The 22,234-nt window shown below is 65.7% G+C and carries 19 protein-coding genes; 8 read left to right on the top strand and 11 right to left on the bottom strand.

Features of this window, described 5'->3' with window-relative positions:
* The first annotated feature begins 264 nt into the window (after positions 1-264).
* The 5 genes from FAZ98_RS20535 (at position 265) to FAZ98_RS20555 (ending at position 8,612) form a co-directional block, all read left to right on the top strand.
* Positions 265-3,474: an efflux RND transporter permease subunit gene (locus FAZ98_RS20535; RefSeq protein WP_158953232.1), complete on the top strand. Its 3,210-nt coding sequence runs from the start codon at positions 265-267 to the stop codon at positions 3,472-3,474.
* Positions 3,475-3,529: 55 nt separating this feature from the next.
* Positions 3,530-4,777, top strand: coding sequence for an efflux RND transporter periplasmic adaptor subunit (locus FAZ98_RS20540; RefSeq protein ID WP_158953234.1), 1,248 nt, complete (start codon positions 3,530-3,532; stop codon positions 4,775-4,777).
* Positions 4,774-6,345 carry an efflux transporter outer membrane subunit gene (locus FAZ98_RS20545; protein ID WP_158953236.1) on the top strand — a complete coding sequence of 524 codons (1,572 nt, stop codon included), beginning with the start codon at positions 4,774-4,776 and terminating at the stop codon, positions 6,343-6,345. Before FAZ98_RS20540 ends, FAZ98_RS20545 begins: the two co-directional genes overlap by 4 nt.
* A gap of 141 nt (positions 6,346-6,486) precedes the next feature.
* Positions 6,487-7,176, top strand: coding sequence for a heavy metal response regulator transcription factor (locus FAZ98_RS20550; RefSeq protein ID WP_158953238.1), 690 nt, complete (start codon positions 6,487-6,489; stop codon positions 7,174-7,176).
* Positions 7,173-8,612, top strand: a complete 1,440-nt coding sequence (locus FAZ98_RS20555) for a heavy metal sensor histidine kinase (protein WP_158953240.1) — start codon at positions 7,173-7,175, stop codon at positions 8,610-8,612. Before FAZ98_RS20550 ends, FAZ98_RS20555 begins: the two co-directional genes overlap by 4 nt.
* A gap of 55 nt (positions 8,613-8,667) precedes the next feature.
* Here the strand turns inward: FAZ98_RS20555 and FAZ98_RS20560 are convergent, their stop codons facing one another.
* Both FAZ98_RS20560 and FAZ98_RS20565 read right to left on the bottom strand, forming a co-directional pair.
* On the bottom strand, positions 8,668-9,759 hold the full coding sequence (locus FAZ98_RS20560) for an AI-2E family transporter (protein WP_158953242.1): 1,092 nt from the start codon (positions 9,757-9,759) through the stop codon (positions 8,668-8,670).
* Between the two features lie 96 nt (positions 9,760-9,855).
* On the bottom strand, positions 9,856-11,013 hold the full coding sequence (locus FAZ98_RS20565; protein ID WP_158953244.1) for a metallophosphoesterase: 1,158 nt from the start codon (positions 11,011-11,013) through the stop codon (positions 9,856-9,858).
* A 451-nt stretch (positions 11,014-11,464) separates the two neighbouring features.
* Here FAZ98_RS20565 and FAZ98_RS20570 point away from each other — a divergent pair, with 451 nt between their 5' ends.
* Both FAZ98_RS20570 and FAZ98_RS20575 read left to right on the top strand, forming a co-directional pair.
* Complete coding sequence (locus tag FAZ98_RS20570) at positions 11,465-11,797, top strand: hypothetical protein (protein WP_158954098.1); 333 nt, start codon at positions 11,465-11,467, stop codon at positions 11,795-11,797.
* 177 nt (positions 11,798-11,974) lie between these two features.
* A complete protein-coding gene (locus FAZ98_RS20575) occupies positions 11,975-12,571 on the top strand; it encodes an alpha-ketoglutarate-dependent dioxygenase AlkB family protein (protein ID WP_158953246.1) in 597 nt (198 codons plus the stop codon).
* A 113-nt stretch (positions 12,572-12,684) separates the two neighbouring features.
* Here FAZ98_RS20575 and mdcH read toward each other — a convergent pair whose 3' ends face one another.
* The 8 genes from mdcH to FAZ98_RS20615 are packed head-to-tail and all read right to left on the bottom strand — an operon-like array spanning position 12,685 to position 19,720.
* Entirely contained in the window at positions 12,685-13,623 is a 939-nt protein-coding gene (mdcH, locus tag FAZ98_RS20580) for a malonate decarboxylase subunit epsilon (RefSeq protein WP_158953248.1), read from the bottom strand.
* Entirely contained in the window at positions 13,620-14,300 is a 681-nt protein-coding gene (locus tag FAZ98_RS20585; protein WP_158953250.1) for a malonate decarboxylase holo-ACP synthase, read from the bottom strand. The genes mdcH and FAZ98_RS20585 overlap by 4 nt, the downstream gene beginning before the upstream one ends.
* On the bottom strand, positions 14,300-15,133 hold the full coding sequence (gene mdcE / locus FAZ98_RS20590; RefSeq protein WP_158953252.1) for a biotin-independent malonate decarboxylase subunit gamma: 834 nt from the start codon (positions 15,131-15,133) through the stop codon (positions 14,300-14,302). The genes FAZ98_RS20585 and mdcE overlap by 1 nt, the downstream gene beginning before the upstream one ends.
* Entirely contained in the window at positions 15,130-15,993 is an 864-nt protein-coding gene (locus FAZ98_RS20595; RefSeq protein WP_158953254.1) for a biotin-independent malonate decarboxylase subunit beta, read from the bottom strand. Before FAZ98_RS20595 ends, mdcE begins: the two co-directional genes overlap by 4 nt.
* Complete coding sequence (locus tag FAZ98_RS20600) at positions 15,990-16,304, bottom strand: malonate decarboxylase subunit delta (protein ID WP_158953256.1); 315 nt, start codon at positions 16,302-16,304, stop codon at positions 15,990-15,992. Before FAZ98_RS20600 ends, FAZ98_RS20595 begins: the two co-directional genes overlap by 4 nt.
* Positions 16,292-17,239 (bottom strand): triphosphoribosyl-dephospho-CoA synthase, encoded by a 948-nt coding sequence (locus tag FAZ98_RS20605; protein WP_233272753.1) that lies wholly within the window; start codon positions 17,237-17,239, stop codon positions 16,292-16,294. The genes FAZ98_RS20600 and FAZ98_RS20605 overlap by 13 nt, the downstream gene beginning before the upstream one ends.
* Before the next feature lie 5 nt (positions 17,240-17,244).
* Positions 17,245-18,906 carry a malonate decarboxylase subunit alpha gene (gene mdcA, locus FAZ98_RS20610; RefSeq protein WP_158953260.1) on the bottom strand — a complete coding sequence of 554 codons (1,662 nt, stop codon included), beginning with the start codon at positions 18,904-18,906 and terminating at the stop codon, positions 17,245-17,247.
* A complete protein-coding gene (locus FAZ98_RS20615) occupies positions 18,890-19,720 on the bottom strand; it encodes a GntR family transcriptional regulator (protein WP_158954100.1) in 831 nt (276 codons plus the stop codon). Before FAZ98_RS20615 ends, mdcA begins: the two co-directional genes overlap by 17 nt.
* Positions 19,721-19,939: 219 nt before the next feature.
* Between FAZ98_RS20615 and FAZ98_RS20620 the strand changes: the two genes are divergently transcribed.
* Positions 19,940-21,241 carry an MFS transporter gene (locus FAZ98_RS20620; protein ID WP_158953262.1) on the top strand — a complete coding sequence of 434 codons (1,302 nt, stop codon included), beginning with the start codon at positions 19,940-19,942 and terminating at the stop codon, positions 21,239-21,241.
* Between the two features lie 14 nt (positions 21,242-21,255).
* Here the strand turns inward: FAZ98_RS20620 and FAZ98_RS20625 are convergent, their stop codons facing one another.
* A complete protein-coding gene (locus FAZ98_RS20625; RefSeq protein ID WP_158953264.1) occupies positions 21,256-22,182 on the bottom strand; it encodes a DMT family transporter in 927 nt (308 codons plus the stop codon).
* Between the last annotated feature and the right edge of the window lie 52 nt (positions 22,183-22,234).

The raw sequence follows: 22,234 nt of genomic DNA on the forward strand, positions 1-22,234 counted from the left end.
ACCGGAATCGAAGCACTTTATGACGCGTTAATTGAAGTGCTTAATGAAGCGCCGGTCCGCAAACTCACTCTTGCGGCGGCGCTTGCCAACGCCATGACGGCACACTTTCCGCTGACTCGCGCGTGTGCCGCGCGTCTTTAGTATTGCCTGTCAATTTCGCCATATTGGCGCCAGCGAATTGCCACTGCGATTGCCTATGATGCGGCACCGCTGGACGAATGCGCTTCGTCTCTCCCTCTCGCCTGAATTGCCCAAAACACTGACATGTGGATTGTCAATCTCGCGCTGAAACGGCCTTACACGTTCATCGTGATGGCCATCATGATCGTGCTGGCCACGCCGTTCGTGTTGATGTCGATGGCAACCGACGTGCTGCCGAACATCAACATTCCGGTGATCAGCATCATCTGGAACTACACGGGTTTCTCCGCGAAGGACATGGCCGATCGCATCACCTCGGTCAACGAGCGCAGCCTCACGACCACGGTCAGCAATATCGAGCACGTAGAATCGCAATCGCTGCCCGGCATTGCCATCATCAAACTCTTTCTGCAACCGCGCGCGAGTTTGCAAACGGCTATCGCGCAAGCGGTAGCGTCGGAGCAGGCGCAGGTAAAGCAAATGCCGCCCGGCGCGACGCCGCCGCTCGTGATCAGTTATTCGGCTTCGAGTATTCCGGTGATTCAATTGGGGCTCTCGAGTACTTCGATGAGCGAGCAGGCACTCGCCGACGTCGCGATGAATTTTCTGCGCCCGCAACTCATTACGATTCCCGGCGCGCAAGTACCGTATCCGTACGGCGGCAAAACGCGTGTGATTTCCGTGGATATCGATACGCGCGCGCTGATTTCGAAAGGACTCACGCCGGCCGATATCGTCAACGCCGTCAACGCGCAAAATCTCATCTTGCCGACGGGTACCGCGAAGCTCGGGCAAACCGAATATCGCGTGGATACGAATGCGTCGCCGGATACTATCGCGGGCCTGAATCGCATTCCCGTGCAAACGGTCAATGGCGCGACCACCTACCTCGGCGAGGTCGCGCACGTGCGCGACGGCTTCACGCCGCAAACGAATATCGTGCGTCAGGATGGTCAACGCGGCGTGCTGATGTCGGTGCTCAAGAGCGGCGATGCGTCCACCTTGCAGGTGGTGGGCGCGTTGAAGAGCTTGCTGCCGAAGGCGCGCGAAACGCTGCCCAGCAATCTCGTCATCAAGCCGCTCTTCGACCAGTCGATTTTCGTTTCCGCGGCCGTGCAGGGCGTGGTGCGCGAAGCGCTGATCGCCGCCGCGCTCACGGCTGCGATGATCCTGCTGTTTCTGGGCAACTGGCGCAGTACTCTCATCATTGCCGTCTCGATTCCACTGTCGATTCTCGCGTCGATCATCGCGCTCTATGCATTGGGCGAAACGATCAACATCATGACGCTCGGCGGGCTCGCGCTCGCGGTGGGGATTCTCGTCGACGATGCCACGGTCACGATCGAAAACATCGAACGACATCTGCATTTAGGCTCCGATCTGCACACCGGCATTCTCGAAGGCGCGGGGGAAATCGCGGTGCCCGCGCTCGTTTCCACGCTGTGTATCTGCATCGTGTTCGTGCCGATGTTCTTCCTGACCGGCGTGGCGCGCTTTCTGTTCGTGCCGCTCGCGGAGGCGGTGGTGTTCGCGATGGTCGCGTCGTACATCCTCTCGCGCACGCTCGTGCCCACGCTCGCGATGCTGCTGTTCGAAGGCCACGATCCCGCCGCGCATGCGAGCCGTGAGGCATCGCGTTCGTTCTTCGCGCGCGTGCACTGGCGCTTCAATCACGCGTTCGAGCGCGTGCGGGCCAACTATATTGCGCTCCTGAGTTTATTGCTGGCGCGGCGCCGGTTGTTCGGCGGCACGTTTCTCGCGTTTTGCGTGCTGTCGGTCGGTCTCGTGTTCTTTCTCGGGCGTGACTTCTTTCCCACCGTCGATGCGGGCGATATTCGTCTGCACATGCGCGCGCCCACCGGGTTTCGCATCGAGGAAACCGCGCGCCTTGCGGATGAAGTCGAGCAGACGATACGTGAAGTCGTGCCTGCCGACCAACTCGATACGATCGTCGATAATCTCGGCTTGCCGTATAGCGGTATCAATCTCTCGTATAGCAACTCGGGCACGGTCGGCACGCTCGACGGCGAAATCCAGATCGCGCTCAAGGACGGCCACGACCCGTCGCTCACCTACGTCGACAAACTCAGAACGTTGCTACCGCAACGTTTTCCCGGCGTGGAATTCTTTTTCCAGCCTGCCGACATCATCACGCAGATCCTCAACTTCGGTCAGCCCGCCGCCATCGACGTGCAAGTGGTCGGCGCGAATCTCGACCAGAACATGGCGCTCGCGAGCACGCTGCTCAAGCGCGTGCGGCAGTTGCCCGGCGCAGTGGACGCGCATATCGAGCAGCGCAACGACGAACCCGCGCTCATGCTCGCAATGGATCGCACGCGCATGCAGCAGTTGAATTTGAGTCCGCAGAACGTGGCGCAAGACGTGCTGATCGCGCTCTCGGGCAGCTCGCAAACCTCGCCGGCATTCTGGGTGAGTCCGCAGAACGGTGTTGAATACCCGCTCGCCGTGCAGACGCCGCAGTATCGCGAAGCGTCGGTGAACGAAGTGATGGGCACGCCCGTTTCGGCGCGTGCCACGAACGCCAACGGCCCGCTGCAACTCGTGAGCAACCTCGTGCAGTTGAAGCCGCACGACGGTCCCGCCATCGTCTCGCACTACAACATTCGTCCCGTGATCGATCTGCTGGTGAGCGTGGAAGGCAGCGACCTCGGCGCGGTGGGCGCGCATATCGACAGCATCATCAAGCAGGCGCAAGCGCACGCGCCGCGTGGCACGACCATCACGATGCGCGGCCAGATCGACACGATGCGCACGTCGTTCATCGGTCTCGGCGTGGGCATCGCGGTGGCGGTGGTGCTCGTGTATCTGCTGATCGTCGTGAACTTTCAGTCGTGGGCGGACCCGCTCATCATCATCAGCGCGTTGCCCGCGGCGCTCGCCGGCATCGCGTGGATGCTCTTCATCACCGGTACGCATTTGAGCGTGCCCGCGCTCACCGGCGCGATCATGACCGTGGGCGTGGCCACCGCGAACAGCATTCTCGTGGTCTCGTTCGCGCGTCAGCGTCTTGCCGATGGCGCGAGTCCGCTCGCGGCCGCGCTCGAAGCGGGCGCCACGCGCATTCGCCCGGTCTTGATGACGGCGTTCGCGATGATGATCGGCATGGTGCCGATGGCGCTCGGTCTCGGCGAAGGCGCGGAACAGAATGCGCCGCTCGGCCGCGCGGTGATCGGCGGCTTGCTGTTCGCCACCGTTTCCACCTTGTTGTTCGTGCCGCTCATGTTCGCGTCCGTGCATGCGCGGCTCGCGCGCCGTGCCGAGGCGAAGCAGGCGCGCAATCAACGGCGCGATGCGGAGCGCCGCCGCGATTGAGTCACCCGTTGAAGCAACGTCACGTCAAACCCGTTATCCCGAACTGGCCGAAGACATGAACGAACCTCACCATCATTCATCGCTCGACATCTCCGTGGGCGGGGAGCAGGGCCTGGACCTGCCGGCACGCGGCCAGGCGGGAAAGCGCGCGCGCCTCGCGGTGATCGTCGTCGCGTTGCTGCTCGCGGCGGGCGCCACGCGCACGATCGTTTCGAACCTGGTGGGCTCGCATCATCTGGCCGCCGTCACGAAGCAGAACGCGAAGCAGTACGTGAGCGTCGTGCAACCCAAGGCCGCGGGTGCCGACGGGCGTATCGTGTTGCCCGGTACGTTGCGCGGCTATGTCGAAGCGCCGATCTACTCGCGGGCGAACGGCTATGTGCGCAAGTGGTATGCGGATATCGGCGCGCACGTGCAGCAAGGGCAATTGCTCGCCGACATCGACACGCCCGAGATCGATCAGGAACTCGCGCAGGCGCAGGCGCAGCGCGATCAGGCCGTCTCGACCTTGTCGCTGGCGAAGACGTCGTTCGATCGCGCCCAGCAATTGCGTCAACGCGATGCGGTTTCGCAGCAGGAACTCGACGACCGGCAAGGCGCGTTCAGCCAGGATCAGGCGAATCTCGCGGCCGCCGAAGCGAACATGCATCGCCTCGCGGAGATGAAGTCGTTTCAGCGGATCGTCGCGCCGATCACGGGCATCATCACGCAGCGCAACGTCGATATTGGCGATCTCGTGAACGCGGGCAACGGCGGCGCGGGGCACGCGCTGTTCGCGATCGCGCAGTCGGACCCGCTGCGGCTCTACATCGACGTGCCGCAGACCTACGCGCAGCAAGTGGCGGTGGGCCAGCACGTGAGCGTGACCGAGCAGGAAATGCCGGGCGTCACGTTCGACGGCACCGTCACGCGCACGGCGCAGGCTATCGACGTCGCCACGCGGACCTTGCAGGTCGAGATCACGCTGCCGAATCGCGACGGCAAGCTGTTGCCCGGCGCCTATGTGCAGGCGGCGTTGCAGACCGACTCGAAGGGCCTGCTGACGGTGCCCGGCAATACGCTGCTGTTTCGCGCCGAAGGGCCGCGCCTCGCCGTGGTCGATGCGGACGGCAAGATCAAGCTGAAGCCGATCGAGATCGCGCAGGACCTCGGGCAGTCGCTCGAGATCAGTCATGGTCTCGAGGCGAGCGATCGCGTCGTGATGAATCCGAGCGATTCGATTGCCGATGGCGATACCGTCGTGGTCGTGCCGCAGAAGAAGGCCAGCGCGGGGCACGAAGCGCCGCAGCGGAGCGCGACGTGAGCGGCTTCGGCAAATATGGAGGATGCCTGACGATTGGCGCGATCGCCCTGTCGGCATGCACGGTCGGTCCTGATTATCATGCGCCGCAAACGGCCAGCCCGGCGGCATGGCGTGTCGATCCCGCCGATTCGTACTGGCATGCGGCGCAGCCTTCGCATGCGCAACTCGATCAGCAGTGGTGGAAGGTGTTCGACAACACGGAACTCGACGGCCTCGAAACAGAGGCACTCGCCGGGAATCAGACGCTGCGCGTGGCCGTTGCGCATTATGCGCAGGCGCGCGCGACGCTCGCTTCGGTATCGTCGCAACAGAGCCCGCAGGTGTCGCTCGCGGCGGGCGTGGAGCGCGAGCGCATTTCGGCGAACCGGCCGCTCACGAATTACGCCACGCCGAATCAATCCACGGTGCAGAACAACGTGGAGGTCGGGCCGACCATCAGTTACGAGCTCGATCTGTTCGGGCGCATCCGGCGCATGGTGGAGTCGGCGCAAGCTTCTTCGCAGCAGGCGGGCGACGATCTCGCGAACGCGCGCCTCGTGCTGACCGCCGAACTCGCCACCGACTATTTCGCGCTGCGCGAACTCGACGACGAGATCGACGTGGTAAATCGCTCCGTCGCGTTGCAGCAGAAAGCGCTCGATTTCGTGAACGCGCAGCACGATCTGGGTGCCGTGTCCGGCCTCAATCTGTTGCAGCAAAAGGCGCAACTCGACGCGACGAAAACGCAGGTGCATTTGCTGGAAAATCAGCGTCAACAGGACGAGCATGCGATTGCCGTGCTGGTTGGCAAGCCCGCGCCGGAGTTCGCGCTGGCGCCCCGAACCACGGCCTTGCCGGTGCCCGCGCTGCCCACGGGCCTGCCCAGCGAGCTGTTGCAAAGGCGTCCCGATGTAGCGTCGTCGGAGCGGGCAATGGCGGCGGCCAATGCGCAGATCGGCGTGGCGCGCTCGGCGTACTTTCCGGACCTCACGCTTTCGCCCACGCTCGGGTGGGAATCCACGCGTTTTGGCGGGCTCTTCTCGGTGCCGAGCCTGATGTGGTCGGTGGGCGCGACGGCGGGCGAGGTGCTGTTCGACGGCGGCAAACGGGCCGCCGGCGTCGATTATGCGCAGGCTGGCTACGAGTCGGCGCAGGCCTCATATCGACAAACCGTGCTCACGGCCTTCCAGGAGGTGCAAAATGCGGTAACGGGCCTTTCGGTGCTGGAGCGCGCCTCGACCGACGGCCAGGCGGCCGTGGACGACGCACGCAAATCGTTCGATCTGGCCAACGACCGTTACCAGGGCGGCCTCGTGGCGTTTCTCGACGTGATCAACGCCGAGCAGCAGTTGCTCACGAGCGAGCGTCAGGAGGTGCAGATTCATGGCCAGCAGGTGGCCACGGTCGTGTATCTCGCGAAAGCGCTGGGCGGCGGCTGGAGCGCGGGCGATCGCGAACTGGCGTGCAGCGCCGGAACGTGCCGCGAGCCGGCGTCGAAGGACAACGCAGTGAATATGAGCGCGACGCAGCCGGGTCAACCGGCAAGCGGCGCGCTGGAAGCGGCGGCAACGAATTCGCCGCACCCATAACAGGCATCGCAAATGCCATACACCGTAGCGTAGAAAGGCGCGTGAGGTGAGGAAGCGGCCATGAGCCGCAGCGGGCGTCGTGCGGCGCGCAGGAAGCGCGCCGCACGCGCCACGGAGCAACGCGCAATAAGGAGGGCGGGCATGAAAGTATTGGTGATCGAGGACGAGCGCAAGGTCGTGGACTATTTGCGCAGCGGACTCACGGAGCAAGGCTGGATCGTCGATGTCGCGATGGACGGCGAAGAGGGCGCATGGATGGCCACTGAGTACGACTTCGACGTGATCGTGCTCGATGTGATGCTGCCGAAGCTGGACGGCTTTGGCGTGCTGCGCGCGGTGCGCGCGAAGAAGGACACGCCGGTCATCATGCTGACCGCGCGCGACCGTGTGGACGACCGCGTGCATGGTTTGCGCGACGGCGCCGACGACTATCTCACCAAGCCGTTTTCGTTTCTCGAACTTGTCGAACGGCTACGCGCGCTCACGCGCCGCGCCCGCGCGCAGGAATCCACGTTGATTTCGGTTGGCGATCTACAGGTCGATCTGATCAGCCGCCGCGCCACGCGCGACGGCGTGCGACTCGATCTCACCGCGAAGGAGTTTCAACTGCTTTCCGTGCTCGCGCGGCGGCGCGGCGAAATTCTCTCGAAGACGCTCATCACCGAACTCGTCTGGGACGTGAATTTCGAAAGCAACGCCAATGTGGTCGAAACGGCCATCAAGCGTCTGCGTGCCAAGCTCGACGGCCCGCATGCGGCAAAACTCCTGCACACCATTCGCGGCATGGGTTACGTGCTCGAAGTGCGCGAGGACGGAGGCATGCTGTCATGAAGCGCTCGATCACGCTGCGTTTGTCGGCGATGTTCGCGGCGGTGTCGCTCGTGGTGTTCACGCTCACGGGCGCGGGGCTGTTCTTTCTCATGCAGGGGCTGCTGTTCAACGAGCTGCGCGAGACGCTCGACACGCGCGCGCGCATTGCGAGCCTGATCGTTGCGCACGCACCCGATGTGCAGAAATGGGCCTTCGTGCAGGAGAAATTGCGCGATCTCTCGCCTGCGGACAGCCCGATGCATTACTACGTCGAAGGCCCCGATCCGCGCTTCCGGTTCGGCACGCCCATCGTCGGCAAGGTCACCGGCGACGTGGGACCGAATCATCTGCTCGTGCGCCCGCAAGGCTGCGAGTACGACATCATCACGTCCACTTATACGATTCCCGCGAGCGGCGACCGGCCCGAGGTGAAGCTCGTCGTGGGCAGCGATTGCCTGCGCACCGAAGGCATGTTGCGGCGTTTCGGTCTTGCATTGGGCGCGCTGATTGCCTTGTCGACGGTGGCCGTTGCGCTGCTGAGCCGTGCGGTCACGCGCTTCGGCCTCGCGCCGTTGCGGCGGCTGACGCGCGAAGCGGCGCAACTGAGTCCGTCGAACCGGCGCCAGCGGCTGCACGCGGACGCGTTGCCCGAGGAGTTGCACGAACTCGCCACGTCGTTCAACGGCGCGCTCGAACGGCTGGATAAAGCCTACGAGCGGCTCGAGTCGTTCAATGCCGATGTCGCGCACGAATTGCGCACGCCGGTGAGCATTCTGATCGGCCAGACGCAGGTGGCGCTCACGCGCGACCGCTCCGTCGAACAGTTGCAACAGACGCTGCAATCGAATCTCGAGGAGTTCGAACGATTGCGCGTGATCGTCAACGACATGCTGTTCCTCTCACGCAGCGATCGCGGCGAGCGCGCCACGGACCTCACCGAGGTGTCGTTGCGCGGCGAGATCGAACGCATGCTCGAGTTCCTCGAAATGCCGCTGGAAGAGGCGCAATTGCGCGTGGAAGTGCAGGGCGACGCGCGCGCCTGGGTCAATACTTCGCTGATCGGCCGCGCGGTGAGCAACCTGTTCGTCAACGCGATCCAGCATTCGCCGCCGGGCACGTTGTTGCAGGCGACCGTGGCGCCGCAGGATGGGCACGTGGAAATCGCCGTGTCGAATCCCGGCGAACCGCTCGATCCGTTCGTGCGCGAGCATATTTTCGATCGCTTCTATCGCATTCAGGAGGCGCGTTCGAACAGCCACGAGAATCACGGGCTCGGTTTGTCGATCGTGAAGGCCGTGGCCGAAATGCATGGCGGCACGGTGTTCGTGCGTAGCGCGGGCGGCATCAACACGTTCGGGTTTTCCGTGGCCGTGGAGAGCGCCGGTGCGTTCGTGGTTCCGGCGGCCGGCATCGTGAATCAAGGGCGCGCGGGCGTGCCGTTGCACGTCTCGCCGTAACGCGCGTTCGCGCTATTCCGGGGTCGCCAAGACGGGGTCGCCTCGACCGGGTCGCCTAGACCGGGTCGTCGTCCGTGTTGGGATTGTCGTGCTCGATGCTGTGCTGATCGCGGCGCAACAAGTCCCAGCAACTGATGAAGAGCGCGGCAATCAACGGCCCGATCACGAAGCCGTTGATGCCGATCAGCGATATACCGCCGAGCGTGGAGATCAGCACGGCCCAGTCGGGCAGGCGCGTGTCCTTGCCGACCAGTACCGGACGCAACACGTTGTCGACAGTGCCGATCACCACCGCACCGAAGATCGCGAGACCGATGCCTTTCGCGAGCGCGCCGGTGGAAATGAAATAGACGGCGATAGGCGCCCACACGAGCGCCGCGCCCACCGCGGGCAGCAGCGAAAGCACCATCATCACGAAGCCCCACAGCAGCGCGCCCTGAATGCCGAGCACCCACAACGCGATGCCGCCGAGCGTGCCCTGCACGACCGCCACGGCTACGTTGCCTTTGACCGTTGCGCGAATCACCGTCGTGAACTTGCGGATCAAATGCAGCTTGTGCTGCTCATCGAGCGGAATGGCGTCGCGAATGAGGCGCGAGATTTCGCGGCCGTCGCGCACGAGAAAGAAAAACAGATACAGCATCACGCCGAAACTCACGAGGAATTGCAGGGTGTTCTGCCCGAACGAGAGTGCGCGCGTGGCGACGAACTGGCTGATCTGCGCGGCGCCCGCCGAAAGACGCTGCTGCAGCCCCGGCAGATCCATGAGGTCGTAGCGCGCGAGCAGGTTCTGGATCGACTGCGGCAACGCGTGCACGATCTGACTGAAATACGCGCCAATATCGAGCGTGCCGCCGCGCACCTGCGCATAGGCGGAGGCGATCTGCTGCACGAGCGTGCCCGTCACGAGCGTGAGCGGAAAGATCACGATGAGCAGACAGATCGTCAGCGTGATGAACGCGGCGAGATTGCGCCGCCGCCCGAGCTTCGCCACCAGCCGCCGTTGCACCGGCTGAAAGATCAGCGCGAGAATGGCGCCCCACAACACCGTGCTGAAGAACGGCGCGAGCACGAAGCACAGCGCGATCGACACCACGAATAGCAGAAGATAGAACGACGTCTGGTGAAGGTGTTTGTTGCCGTCCATGAGCGGAGACATTCCTCGTGAGGCGCGCACGCTGTGCATGCGGGGGCATGCGGGCGCATGCGTCGCCTCATGATACCGGCAAGGACGGAGCGACGATCAGCGCGCGCCGACGAGCCGCACGCGCGTGATTTCCGAGGGCGCGCCAAGACGCTTGGGCGGTCCCCAGTAACCGGTGCCACGGCTCGTATAGACCCACAGGCTGCCGAGTTTCGCGAGGCCCGCCGTGAACGGCTGCTGCAGGCGCACGAGGAAATTCCACGGGAAAATCTGGCCGCCGTGCGTGTGTCCGGAAAGCTGCAGCGTGAAGCCCGCGTCGGCGGCGGCGTGCGCGCTGCGCGGTTGATGCGCGAGCAGCACGCGTGTGCCGACATCGTCGGGGGCGCCCCGCAGCGCGCCTTCCGGGTCGCTGCGATGCGCGGGATCGAAATGGCCGCCCGTGAAGTCGGTGACGCCGGCCAGCACGAGGCGCGCGCCGTCGTGCTCGATCACCACGTGCTGGTTCATCAGCACGGTCAGGCCGATGCGTCGAAACTCCGCGATCCACGCGTCGGCGCCCGAGTAGTACTCGTGATTGCCCGTGACGAGATACACGCCGTACTGCGCGCTCAGTTCGCCGAGCGGTGCCGTGTGCGCGGAAAGATGCGCGACGCTGCCGTCCACGACATCGCCCGTGATCGCCACGACGTCGGCTTCGAGCTGGTTCACCGCGCGCACGATCGCTTCCACATAGCCGTGCTTGATCGTCGGCCCAACGTGGATGTCGCTCAGTTGCACGATCGTGAAGCCGTCGAGCGCGGCGGGCAGATTGCGTATCGGCACTTCGACGCTGCGCACCGGCGCGCGCCGCCGCGCGTTGAAGAACCCGAAGCCGCTGGAAACGAACGACAGCACGATCACGGCGGCGGCGCTATCCGTGCGCCAGATGTTGAGGTCGATGACGCCGGGCCACAGCGCGGCCACCGTCATCGCCGAGGCGAGCACGATGTCGCGCAGGATCGTGAGCATCAGCAGCGAGGAGAAGAAGCCCATTGCGAGCATGCCAATCCACGCGAGCCGGTCGCCGAGCGGTTGCCGTTCGAAGCGGCGCGCGAGCATGCCCGGCGGAATGAACAGCACGGAGAGCACGAGCCAGAGCACGGCGAGCCATTTGCCCGCGGCCGGCACGGGCAACTCGGGAATCAGGCGGAAGCCGACATAAACGTGCAGCAGCACGCCGATGGCGATGAAGCGGACCAGAAACGAAAGTCGGGGCATGGCGGCGCAAACGGAAGGAGTAGACGAGCGCGCGGGGCGCAAGGTGGCGCCGGCGTGCGGGGTCGACCGCGGTGTGCCGCTTCCGAAAAGGATCTCGAAAAAGCACGGCGCGGCGGACTGGGAATGCGATGCATTCTACCTACAAACGAGATAGCAGACTTCGTGCCGGATGGGATGGCGAGCCCATGTCGCGGCGCCGCATAGTGTTGCCGATGCGAACCACATCGCATACATCCATGCGTGTATGAAAGGGGCGTTCGAATCGTGCGACCCGATTGCTGCGTTGCCGCGATCGGGCGCGACGCCAGCGCAGGCGTCTCCCGCACAATCGGATTTTGCGATGCGGCGCGCGGTGCCGTCGCAGGCTATTAAACGTTCATTGAATCGGCTCGAAGCTTGGACTATGCTCGAAACAGGGCCCCGCAATTCGGGCGCTTTGAGGGAGACGGTCATGAAAATTACCAAGCCGCTTGCTCATGAACACCATGGTTTTCACGGTCGACACGTCGGGCACGAGGGCAGTCACGTCATGCTGCCGCTCGTCGTGCTTTCGGTTATGGCCATTGCCGTGTACGTCGCGGTCAAAGGCATCGACATGCTGGAGATCGGGCGCAGTGCGCTGTTCGACGTGACGATGGTGTTCGTCGCGCTCGGCATCGCGGGTTTCTTCGGCGCGGTGGGCGGCTGGCTGCGCTCCCGGACCAGCGACGACGCGCCCGAGGGCTTCTGCTTCATCGGCGCGTTGATCGGCGCGGTGGTGTTCTACATCGCCTTGCTGACCTGATGTTGCGTGACATGCCGCGTCGCGTCGCGGGGCTCGCATCGTCGGCTGATGCGAGCCGTTAGAAACGCGCTTGCGCGGGATGAATGAGCAAGATGCGCACGGGCTGCCGGGTCCGTGTCATGCGACACTGCGTGCTGTGATTCCTCGTTTTTTGCGCGTCTCGCGCAACAGCACGCGATGTTCGATCTCTTCGACGATACCCCTCAACCCGATGTCGACTGGTACCCCGACTGGCTCGCGCCGGAGGCGGCTGCCGCAACGCTCGCGCGCATCGTCGCCGAAGCCGGTTGGCGCCAGGAGCGCATTCGCACGCCCGGTGGCTGGGTGGATCAACCGCGCTTGACGGCGTGGCAGGGCGACCCCGGCGCGATCTATGTCTATTCGGGCATTCGCAATGAACCGCAGCCGTGGTCGAGTACCGTTGCCGAATTACGCGACGCCATTTCCGGCCTCTGCGGCGTGCGCTTCAACAGCGTGCTGCTCAATCGCTACCGCACCGGCACCGACAGCATGGGCTGGCACGCCGACCGCGAGCCTGAACTCGGCTCTGAACCGGTCATCGCTTCGCTGAGTCTCGGAGCCGAGCGCCGCTTCGATCTGCGCCACAACGCCACGGGCGTCGTGCGCGCGTTTCGCTTGATGAGCGGCAGTTTGCTGGTGATGAAAGGGCGAACACAAGCGGAGTGGCGGCATCGCGTGCCGAAAGCGCCGTCGGTCAATGGCGAGCGCGTGAATCTCACGTTTCGCGTGGTGACCGAGGGTTATCGAAAATAGCGCGTAATTCCCGGTGAGATAAGCGAAGTTGATCGATTGCTTGGTGCGCGGTCGATTTCGCTAAAATTGCGATAAGACTTTATGCGCATAAACGTCCGGCGCTGGAAACGTTTTCAGCTGGCCGCGCCGAGCCGCCGTTTTACGATCGCGACCAACCGGTCAAACTCCACACCGGCGGCCGCGATGGCCGCGGCGTCCGGATAATGCTCTCGCGCGATATCGGTGAGCACCTGTCCCGGCGGGGCTTCGACGAATACATGCGCGCCCGCTTCGATCATGACCGTGAGCGCGTCGAACCAGCGCACCGTGTAGCGCATGTTGGTGGCGAGGTCGGCGCGAATGGCGTCGCCGCTATGGAGCGGGCGGCCACCGCGATTGTCGACATAGACGCCGCGCGGGGCGCGAAATGGAATCTCGCGCGCAAATTCGACGAGGGCATCGGCGGCTTCGGCGAGCAGTTCGCAATGCGAAGGAACCGATACGGCGAGCCGCTGCGCCTTGCGCGCCCCGGCGGCCAGCACGCGCGCGGCGAAGCCGTCGAGCGCGGCATTCGCACCCGCCACGACGATCTGGCGCGGCGCATTGACGTTGGCGACATAGACCGCGCCGCCGCCCTCGCGCGCATGAACGGCAATGAGCGTTTCGATCTGCGTTTCGCTCAACCCCGATACCGCGCTGAGACCGTATCCCGAAGGCCACGCGTGTTCCATCAACTCGGCGCGTTTTCGCACCATGCGCAAGGCGTCGGCAAAGGCAAGTGATTCGCAACTAACCGCCGCAGCGTAGGCGCCCACGGAAAGGCCCGCGCTGAATTCAGGCTCGAGCCCTTCGCGGGCGAGGGCGCGCGCGAGCGCCACGCCCGCGACTGTCAGACCGATTTGTACGGCAACCGTCGATTGCAGCGCCTCGGCGGTGTCGAGCGTGAGCACGTCCACACCGAGCACGGCCGACGCCTCGTCGAGCGTCGCCCGCACCGCGTCGTGCTGCGGCAATCGATGCAAAAATCCGGCGCTTTGCGCGCCCTGGCCGGGAAAGAGCAGGGCGAGCGTCATGATGGGCGCCACGGATCGGCAAGCAGTTGCGCGCCGCGATTCGCGCGCACGAGGACGCGCGGCTTGGCCGCCGCGAGTTCGGCCAGCGCGACGCCGCCCGCGGGCGTTTCGAGTTGCGCGTCCACGCGTGTATTCGCGCGGCTGGCGGCCTGCTCCAGCGCGCGCGAAAGTGCCTCGACCGTCAGGCGATCCAGCCGATGCGGTGCGCGAATCAGCACATCGAGGTCACTCGCCGCGCCCACGGTGGCGGCGCCCGTGGCAAGCTCGAATCCCGCGCTGCCCGTGGGTCCCCACATGAAATCGCGAAGCGGCGAGCCGGGCGTCTCGCGCAACGTTGCCAGCGCGATCCACGCTGGCAACGTTGCGCGTGCGGATAGCGGCTCGCGATCCAGCAATTGCTCGGGACGCAAAATTGCTTCGACATCCTGACTATCAATCCACGTGCCGAAACGCTGTGCGCGCGTGAACCCACGCACGCCCACGGCAAGAAACCCCGCCGCCGCCTGCGCGCGCCGCACGACCACCCACGGCGCGTGTGTCATCGCCTCGGCTACCCAATCCGGCGCGTCGCTTGCCTGCGAAAGACGCGTCACGCGCAGCAGGTCGTGCGCGCGCCAGCGCGTGTCGTCCGCGCGCGGTGCATCGGCGGCGAACGGCGGCGCGGCGCAGGGTTGCATCAGCTGGCGTCCCACTGTTGTGCGAGGCGCTTGCGCACCTCGATCGACGCCGCCCGCGTGCGTTGCGCCGACTCGCCTTGCAGCCGGTGCGCCATGCCGCTCTTGTCGTCGCGCGCTTCGCGCACCTTCCGCGCGATCACGTCGCGCACGCGCGCGATATCGGCATCGCTGGGCGCATCGGCGTTCACGCCTTCGATCAGTTCGTCGAGCAGCCCGAGCTTCGCGAACGACGCCATCGAATACGACATCGGCACGATCTTTTCGCCGAGCGCGTCGAGGTCTTCCACGCTGCGCCGCGTGACACGCGCGGCCGCTTCCTTGCCCATCGCGTGGACCATCGTGCCGGGTGCGTCGAGCGCGACGATGCGATTGGCCTGATAGCCGTGCGCGAGGAATGCGCCCGACATCGCCGGACCGACGATCAGCGCGACCACGGGATGCCCGGCCAGCCGCGCGCTCGCGTACGCATCCACGGCTGCGGCGCACGCGAGATGAATGCCGAGCATTTCCTCGCGATAGCCGTACGCCTGGCTCTTCACGTCGACGATCGCCACGATCGGGCGGCGCGTGCCGCTGGCCGTATCTTCGGCGATGGCGTCGCGCACGGCTTGCGCGAGACGCCAGCCTTGTTCGAGGCCCACGACGTTGTCGCGCGCACGCGGGAAGCGATTCTCGGCGTCGGGCGCGACGGTGATGAAACGCGCGCTTTCGCCGTGCGCGCCATCGAGCGGCGCATCGGCGAACTGCACGCAGGTGCCTGCCGCGTGCTGGCCCGCGAGTGCGCGCAGCCACGTCGCGCCACGGCTTGTCGCGAGGTTCGTCTTGTCGTTCATGCGAGTTCTCCGCGAATGTCGAGGGGCGTGGCCGCGAAAATCGCGCGCATCGTGTCGGGCGTCACGCTGGCGGGATCGACCTGCGCGAGCTTCGCGAGCGTGGCCGCCACGGCCTGTGAGCGAGGTTCGGCGGGCACGCCTTGCGCGAACGCCGCGCGCACGGCGGCGCGCACGTCATCCACGGCATCGTCCACGAGCGCATCGGCGAAACCCGTGCGCGCGCGTTGCTCGCCGCCGATCAACTGCCACACGTGGCGGCGATCGCTCGCGTCGAGTTCTTCGATGCCCGCTTCCTGTTCGATCACCTCGGGCCCGTTCATGCCGAGGCGGCCCTGCTTCGTCATCACGAGATACGAGCACAGCGCGGCCGCGAGCGACATGCCGCCGAAGCAGCCCACCATGCCCGCGATCACGCCCACCACGGGCACGTGACGGCGCAGCGCGACGATCGCCGACTGGATTTCGGCGATCACGGCGAGGCCGAGATTCGCTTCCTGCAGGCGCACGCCGCCGGTTTCGAACAGGATGACGGGGCGCACGAGCTTGCCGCGCTCGCAGTCGGCCAACGCGAGTTCGAGCGCCGCGGCGATCTTGCTGCCCGACACTTCGCCAATGCTGCCGCCCTGGAACGCCGACTCGATCGCGGCCACCACGGCCGGTTCGCCGTCGATGGTGCCGCGTGCGATCACCGCGCCGTCGTCGGCCTGGCACACGATGCCCTGCAACGGCAGCCACGGCGATTCGAGCCGGTCGAACGGCCCGAGCAGTTCGCGGAACGTGCCCGCGTCGAGCACGGCGGCGGCGCGCTCGCGCGCGGTCAGTTCGATGAAACTTTCGCGCAGCAACGTGGGCGTGCTCATGAGCGGCCTCCTTGCGCGTTGTCTTGCGCGGCTTCCACGGCTTCGGCGAGCCGCAGCGCGACCACGCCCGGCGTCGCGCCGAAGTCATTGATCTCGATGAGCGCCGCGCCGTCGTAGCGCGTGAAGAAGCGGTCGAGCACGCTCTTCCAGATATGGCTGTAGCCGTCCACGCTCGTATGCACGACCACGTGCGCCTGCATGCCGGTCGCGGGCTGCAGCAGCACTTCCAGATCGCCCGAACCGACCACGCCCACGTGCGCGCGCGTCGTCACGGCGCGCTGCGCCGGATAGTCGAAATTCAGTTGTTCCATGAAACCGTCCTTCCGCCGATGCGGTGCTGAATCAGGGTGTCGATGAAGAGCGTCGCGGCGAGCAGATCGGCCGCGCCGCCCGGCGATGCGTTGAGTTCGAGCAATGCGCGTTCGAGCGCGTCGAATGCCGCGCGGCCGGCTTGCGTGGCGATGCCGCCCGCGTCGAGCACGCGTTGCGCGCCCTGTTGCGCGGCGGCGCGGCCCGCGAGTCCCGCGCGATGCAGCACGCAGGTGTCGTCGAGCGAGGCCATGATCGCGAGCAGCGTGTTCACGCGGGCGTGCGCCTCGCCGCTGCCGTGCGCGCGTGCCGCGTAGAGTGCGGGCAAGCCCACGCGCAGCGCGTGCGGAAAGCCGTCCTGCGCTTCGCGCCGCGCGCCGCCCACGTGGTAGCGCTCGCGCACGCGTTCACCGTTGCTCGAAAGCGGTTGCGCGAGCAGATCGTCGTAACGCGCGATCTGCGCGGCCGTTTCGCAGATGCGCGCCGCGTGCGCGTAGCCGCTGTCGCCGGGCGCGGGCGTGTGCGAAATGGTTGCGCCCGCAACCAGCAAGCCAACAATCCAGATCGCGCCGCGATGCGCGTTGCTGCCTTGCGTCGCGCGCATCATCGCGGCTTCGCCGGAGCGGCCGATACGCGCGAGATCGGTGCGCAACGCCGTGCCCGGCAGCGCGCCCCGCGAGGCGCGCGCGAGCGCTTCGAACGTGGGTTCGAGCGCGTGCGCCGAACGCAGCATGGTCGCCAGATCGAGATCGACATGCGCGCCGCTGCCGCGCGCATCCACGAGCGCGGGCTTCGGCGTGAGACGCGCTTCGTCGATCAGCGCGTCGCGCGCGAAACGGGCGAGCCGTGCCGCCTCGTTCGAGCGCGGCGGCGGGAAGATCGACGCCGCGCCTTCGGCATGCGTGGCGAGTGCGTCCAGGGAAGCGAGCGTGCGCATCGCGCTCACCAGCTGCGAAAACGCGCGGGCGGCGTGTAGAGGCCGCCCGACCATGTCACGAGATCGTCGATACTGCGCGCCGCGAGCAAGGAGCGCTTGGCGTCGCCACGGCGAATGCCGAGATCTTCGGGGTACTGAACGATGCCTTTGCGGCGCAGTTCGCCGGTTTTCTCCGCCTGCGCCCGCAAGCCGATAGGCGTCACGCCCGCCACGGCTGCGAGCGCCGCGCGCCGTTCGTCGATGCCTTCCGCGCGATGCAGGTGCGCGATGCCTTCCTCGGTCACCACGTGGCTCACGTCGTCGCCGTAAATCATCACGGGTGCGATGGGCATGCCGCTCTTGCGGCCCACGGCAATGGCGTCGAGTTCGTCGACGAACGTCGGTTCGCCGCCTTTCTTCCACGTTTCCGCGAGCTGCACGACGAGCTTGTGGCCGCGCGAAACCGGGCCGGTGTCCTTCAGCAACTTGAGCCACGCTTCGCTCGCGTGACGCCGGCCGCGCGGATCGTGGCCCATGTTGGGCGCGCCGCCGAAGCCCGCGAGACGCCCGCGCGTGACGGTGGACGAATTCGCGTCCGCGTCGATCTGCAAGGTCGAGCCGATGAAGAGATCGACGCCGTATTGGCCCGCAAGCTGGCACAGCACGCGGTTCGAGCGCAGGCTGCCGTCGCTGCCGGTGAAGAACACGTCGGGGCGCGCGGCGATATACGCCTCCATGCCCACTTCGCTGCCGAAGCAATGCACGCTGTCGACCCAGCCCGACTCGATGGCGGGAATCAGCGTGGGATGCGGATTGAGCGTCCAGTTGCGGCAAATCTTGCCCTTGAGGCCGAGCGATTCGCCGTATGTGGGCAGCAGCAGCTCGATCGCGGCCGTGTCGAAACCAATGCCGTGATTGAGCGACGAAATGCCATACGGCGCGTAGATGCCCTTGATGACCATCATCGCGGTGAGCACCTGCAAGTCGCCGATATGCCGCGGGTCGCGCGTGAACAGCGGCTCCACGGCGAAGGGGCGGTCGGCCTGCACGACCACGTCGACCCACGAGCCGGGAATGTCCACGCGCGGCAGTTCATCGACAATTTCGTTGACCTGAACGATGACGATGCCCTGGCTGAACGCGGCGGCTTCGGCGATCGTCGGCGTGTCTTCCGTATTCGGGCCGGTGTAGAGGTTGCCGTGGCGGTCCGCTTTCTCCGCGCACAGTAGCGCGACTTGCGGAATCAGGTCGACGAACATACGGGCGTAAAGCTCGACGTAGGTGTGAATCGCGCCCACTTCGAGCTGGCCGTCTTCGAGCAGCTGCGCCACGCGCAGGCTTTGCGGCCCGGCAAACGCGAAATCCACGCGATGCGCGATGCCGCGCTCGAACAGCGTGAGATGTTCAGGACGACTGATGCTCGAAATCAGCAGATGCACGTTGTTGACTTTCGCTGGGTCGGCCTTCGCGAGCGAGCGCGAGAGAAAGTCGGCCTGCTTCTGGTTGTCGCCTTCGAGCGCCACGCGGTCGCCGGGGCGGATCAACAATTCGAGTGCGTCGGTCATGCGCGCGGCGGGCAGTACGCCGTCTTCGAGCCAGTCCGCAATGGCGGCAAGGCGGCGCGCTTTCTCGTCGCGGCGTGTGGTCCACGAGCGCGGCACGCTCGGCGTATCAGCTTGAGGCTTCATCGGCGGTTCGACTCCGTGAGCGGGTGGACGCGGCGCGCGCGGCTTTGGGCCGCGCGGTGGGCGCGGGCTGCGCCGCCGCTTGGGTCACTTTGGCGGGCGCGGCGGACAACGCGGCGCGCTCGGTCAGGAAACGGTAGATCAGCTCGCCCGTACCGAGCAGATGCGCGGCCACGAGCGCTTGCGCGGCGGGCACGTCGCCACGCTTCACGGCCGCGATGATCTCGGCGTGTTCGGAATCCGACTCGCCCTTGTACTCGGGAAAGCCGAACTTCAGGCGCAGATAACGCTCGCCGCGCCGGTGCAGCGCGGTGAGCATCTCCATCAATTGCGGACGATTGGCGGGGCCGTAGAGGCTCATGTGAAACGCCTCGTTGCGCGCCACGTAGAGCGACGGGTCGCGCTCGCGCTTCGCCGCCGCCGCGAGCGCGCTCGCTTCGCGCAGGGACGCGCTGGTGTGATGCGGCACGGCGAGGCCGAGCGCGAGGCTCTCCAGCGCCGAGCGGATTTCGTAGATTTCGCGCGCCTCGTCGGCGGACAGCGACGCGACGCTCGCGCCCTTGTTCACCTCGATCTTCGCCCAGCCCTCGCTCGCGAGCTGGCGCAGCGCCTCGCGTACGGGAATTGCGCTCACCGAAAAATGCCGCGCGATCGCGTCCTGGCGCAGCGGCGAATCCGGCGCGAGCTTGCCCTCGACGATGGCGGCGCGCAAGGCGTCGGCGATCATGCGAGACGTGCTGGTGCGCGGCGCGGCAGCGGCGGGCAGGCCCGGCGCCGCGCTGTCGTCCAGGGGAAAACCATTCGTTGCGTCGCTCATAAGATCAAATATTATATATAAAACGAACGCGGCGGAAGCCTCCAAAACCCGCGGCGCGCGCAACACGCCGTATCGGCAGACGAAAGAAAGCAACGCTGACAGCAAGCATAGGGAGTTTCGATGACGGCCGGCGTCAGACCGGCCGCATCCGCAGTGGCGTATCCACGCATCGCGAGCGCGACCGCGCAGGCGCGAGCCAGCCAAGGAGAGAGACGCATCATGAATTCGATCACCGAGCCCGCGCGGCGTGCTCAACGCAAGACACCGCTCAACCGGTCGCAAATTGCCGGTTTCTGGGGCGCGTGGGCGGGCTGGACGCTCGACGGCATGGATTCGTTCATCTATGCGCTCGTGCTCACGCCCGCGCTCACGGAACTGCTGCCGCGCTCGGGTTATCCGGCAACGGCCGCGAATGTCGGGCTCGCGGGCTCGCTTCTGTTCGCGCTATTTCTGGTCGGCTGGGGGCTGTCGTTCATCTGGGGCCCGCTCGCCGACCGCTTCGGCCGCACGCGCGTGCTGGCGGGCACGATCTTCATGTTTGCGATTTTCACGGGGCTGTCGGCCACGGCGCAAAGCGTGTGGGCGCTCGGCATCTATCGCTTCCTCGCGGGCGTGGGCATTGGCGGCGAGTGGGCGCTCGCGGGCACCTACGTGGCCGAGTCGTGGCCCGAGGATCGCCGCAAGATGGGCGCGGGGTATCTGCAGACCGGTTATTACGCGGGCTTTTTCATTGCCGCGGCGCTCAACTACACGGTGGGCGTGCACTTCGGCTGGCGCGCCATGTTCCTCACGGGCGCGCTGCCCGTGGTCGTGGCGATACTCGTGCTCACGCGCGTGCAGGAGCCGGAAAAGTGGCAGAAGTCGGAGGCGAGCCACGTGCATCGCAGCCGGCCGCTGCGGGAGATTTTCGGCGACGTGTACCGCGTGCGCACCGTGGTTGCCTGCGCGCTTCTGACGATCGCGATCATCGGCTTGTGGGCGGGCGCGGTGTACGAACCTTCCGCCGTGATCCAACTGGCGACGAAGGCGGGCGCGAGCAAGGCCGAGGCGATCCGCACGGCGTCGATCGCCACCGGCATTCTCTCCATCGGCACCATACTCGGCTGTCTCGCGTTGCCGCCCATGGCCGAGCGCATCGGCCGCAAGTGGACGCTCGCCATTTACTTCGCGGGCATGGCCGTGACGATCGCAGCGAGTTTCGGCTGGGCGTATTACCTTGAGAACGGGCTCGTGCCGTTCATCGCGCTGCTGTTCGTGCTGGGCTTCTTCGGCGGTAACTTCGCGCTATTCAGCCTGTGGTTGCCCGAGCAGTTCGAAACGCGCGTGCGCGCCACGGCGTTCGCGTTCTGCACCTCGTTCGGCCGCTTCGTGGGCGCGGGCGTGAACTTCCTGCTGGGCGCGGCGGTGCTGCATATGCACACGCTGGGCGTGCCGGTCGCGCTCACCGCGATCGCGTTCGTGCTAGGACTCCTGATCATTCCGTTTGCGCCGGAAACGAAGGGCGAAACCTTGCCGACCTGACGGTTTAACGGGGTTTATCGCCGCAACTTGACGAGCCTCGGCGGGAGCAGGCGCCAGCCGAGATTCACGCCCAGGCTCGCCGTCACGATCAGCGCCATGCCCGCGAGTTGCGGCGCGCTCAGCGCGCGGTGATAGACGAGCGCGTCGACGGCAATGGCCGTGAGCGGATACACGAACAGCAGCACGGCGATCACGGGCGTGGTGAGCTTGGGCAGCGCGCCATAGATCAGCACATACGACAAACCTGTGTGCAGCACGCCCATGCCGACGAGCCAGCCCCATTGCGTGGGCGAAATATGCGCGAGTTCGAGCGGCGCGAAAAACGGTGCGATGATCGGCAGACACACGGTGCCCACCACGCACTGCATGAGCGTGAGCAGATGCGGGCGAAAGCCGCCCAGACTCTTGGCGATGAGCGTGACGCTCGCATACAGCACGGAGCCGATCAGCGCCTCGATCAGGCCGATCAGATAGCGCGGATGATCGGCCATGTGATCTTCGGCGAGCACACCCGAGGCGAGCACGAGCCCGACGAACGCAATCGCGATCCAGCCGAGCCGGTCCGCGCCCAGCCGCTCATGAAAGAGCGCCGCGCCGATCAGCACGACCCAGAACGGCTGCACATGAAACACGACGGTTGCCACGGCGATGCTCGTGCGATGGATCGCGTCGAAAAATCCCACCCATTGCGTGACCATCAGCACGCCCGAGACGAGCGCGAGGGTTAGCGTGCGGCGCGTGAATTGCCGTGGCGAGAGCCAACCTTTATAGGCGCAATACGCGGCGAGCGCGAGCATGCCGAACAGGCAGCGGAAGAAGACGAGCGTGAGCGCGCCGAGGCGCGCTTCTTCGACGAACACGCCGAGCGTGCCCATCAACAGGCCGCCGCTCGCGAGCATGAGCACGCCTTGCTGGCGGTTGCCGTGGATTTCGGATTGCATGGCGGTCACGCGAAAAATCGAAAGCAGGTTGAAAACGCTTTCAGTATTCGGG

This window comes from Paraburkholderia acidisoli, from assembly GCF_009789675.1.
Taxonomy (GTDB): domain Bacteria; phylum Pseudomonadota; class Gammaproteobacteria; order Burkholderiales; family Burkholderiaceae; genus Paraburkholderia; species Paraburkholderia acidisoli.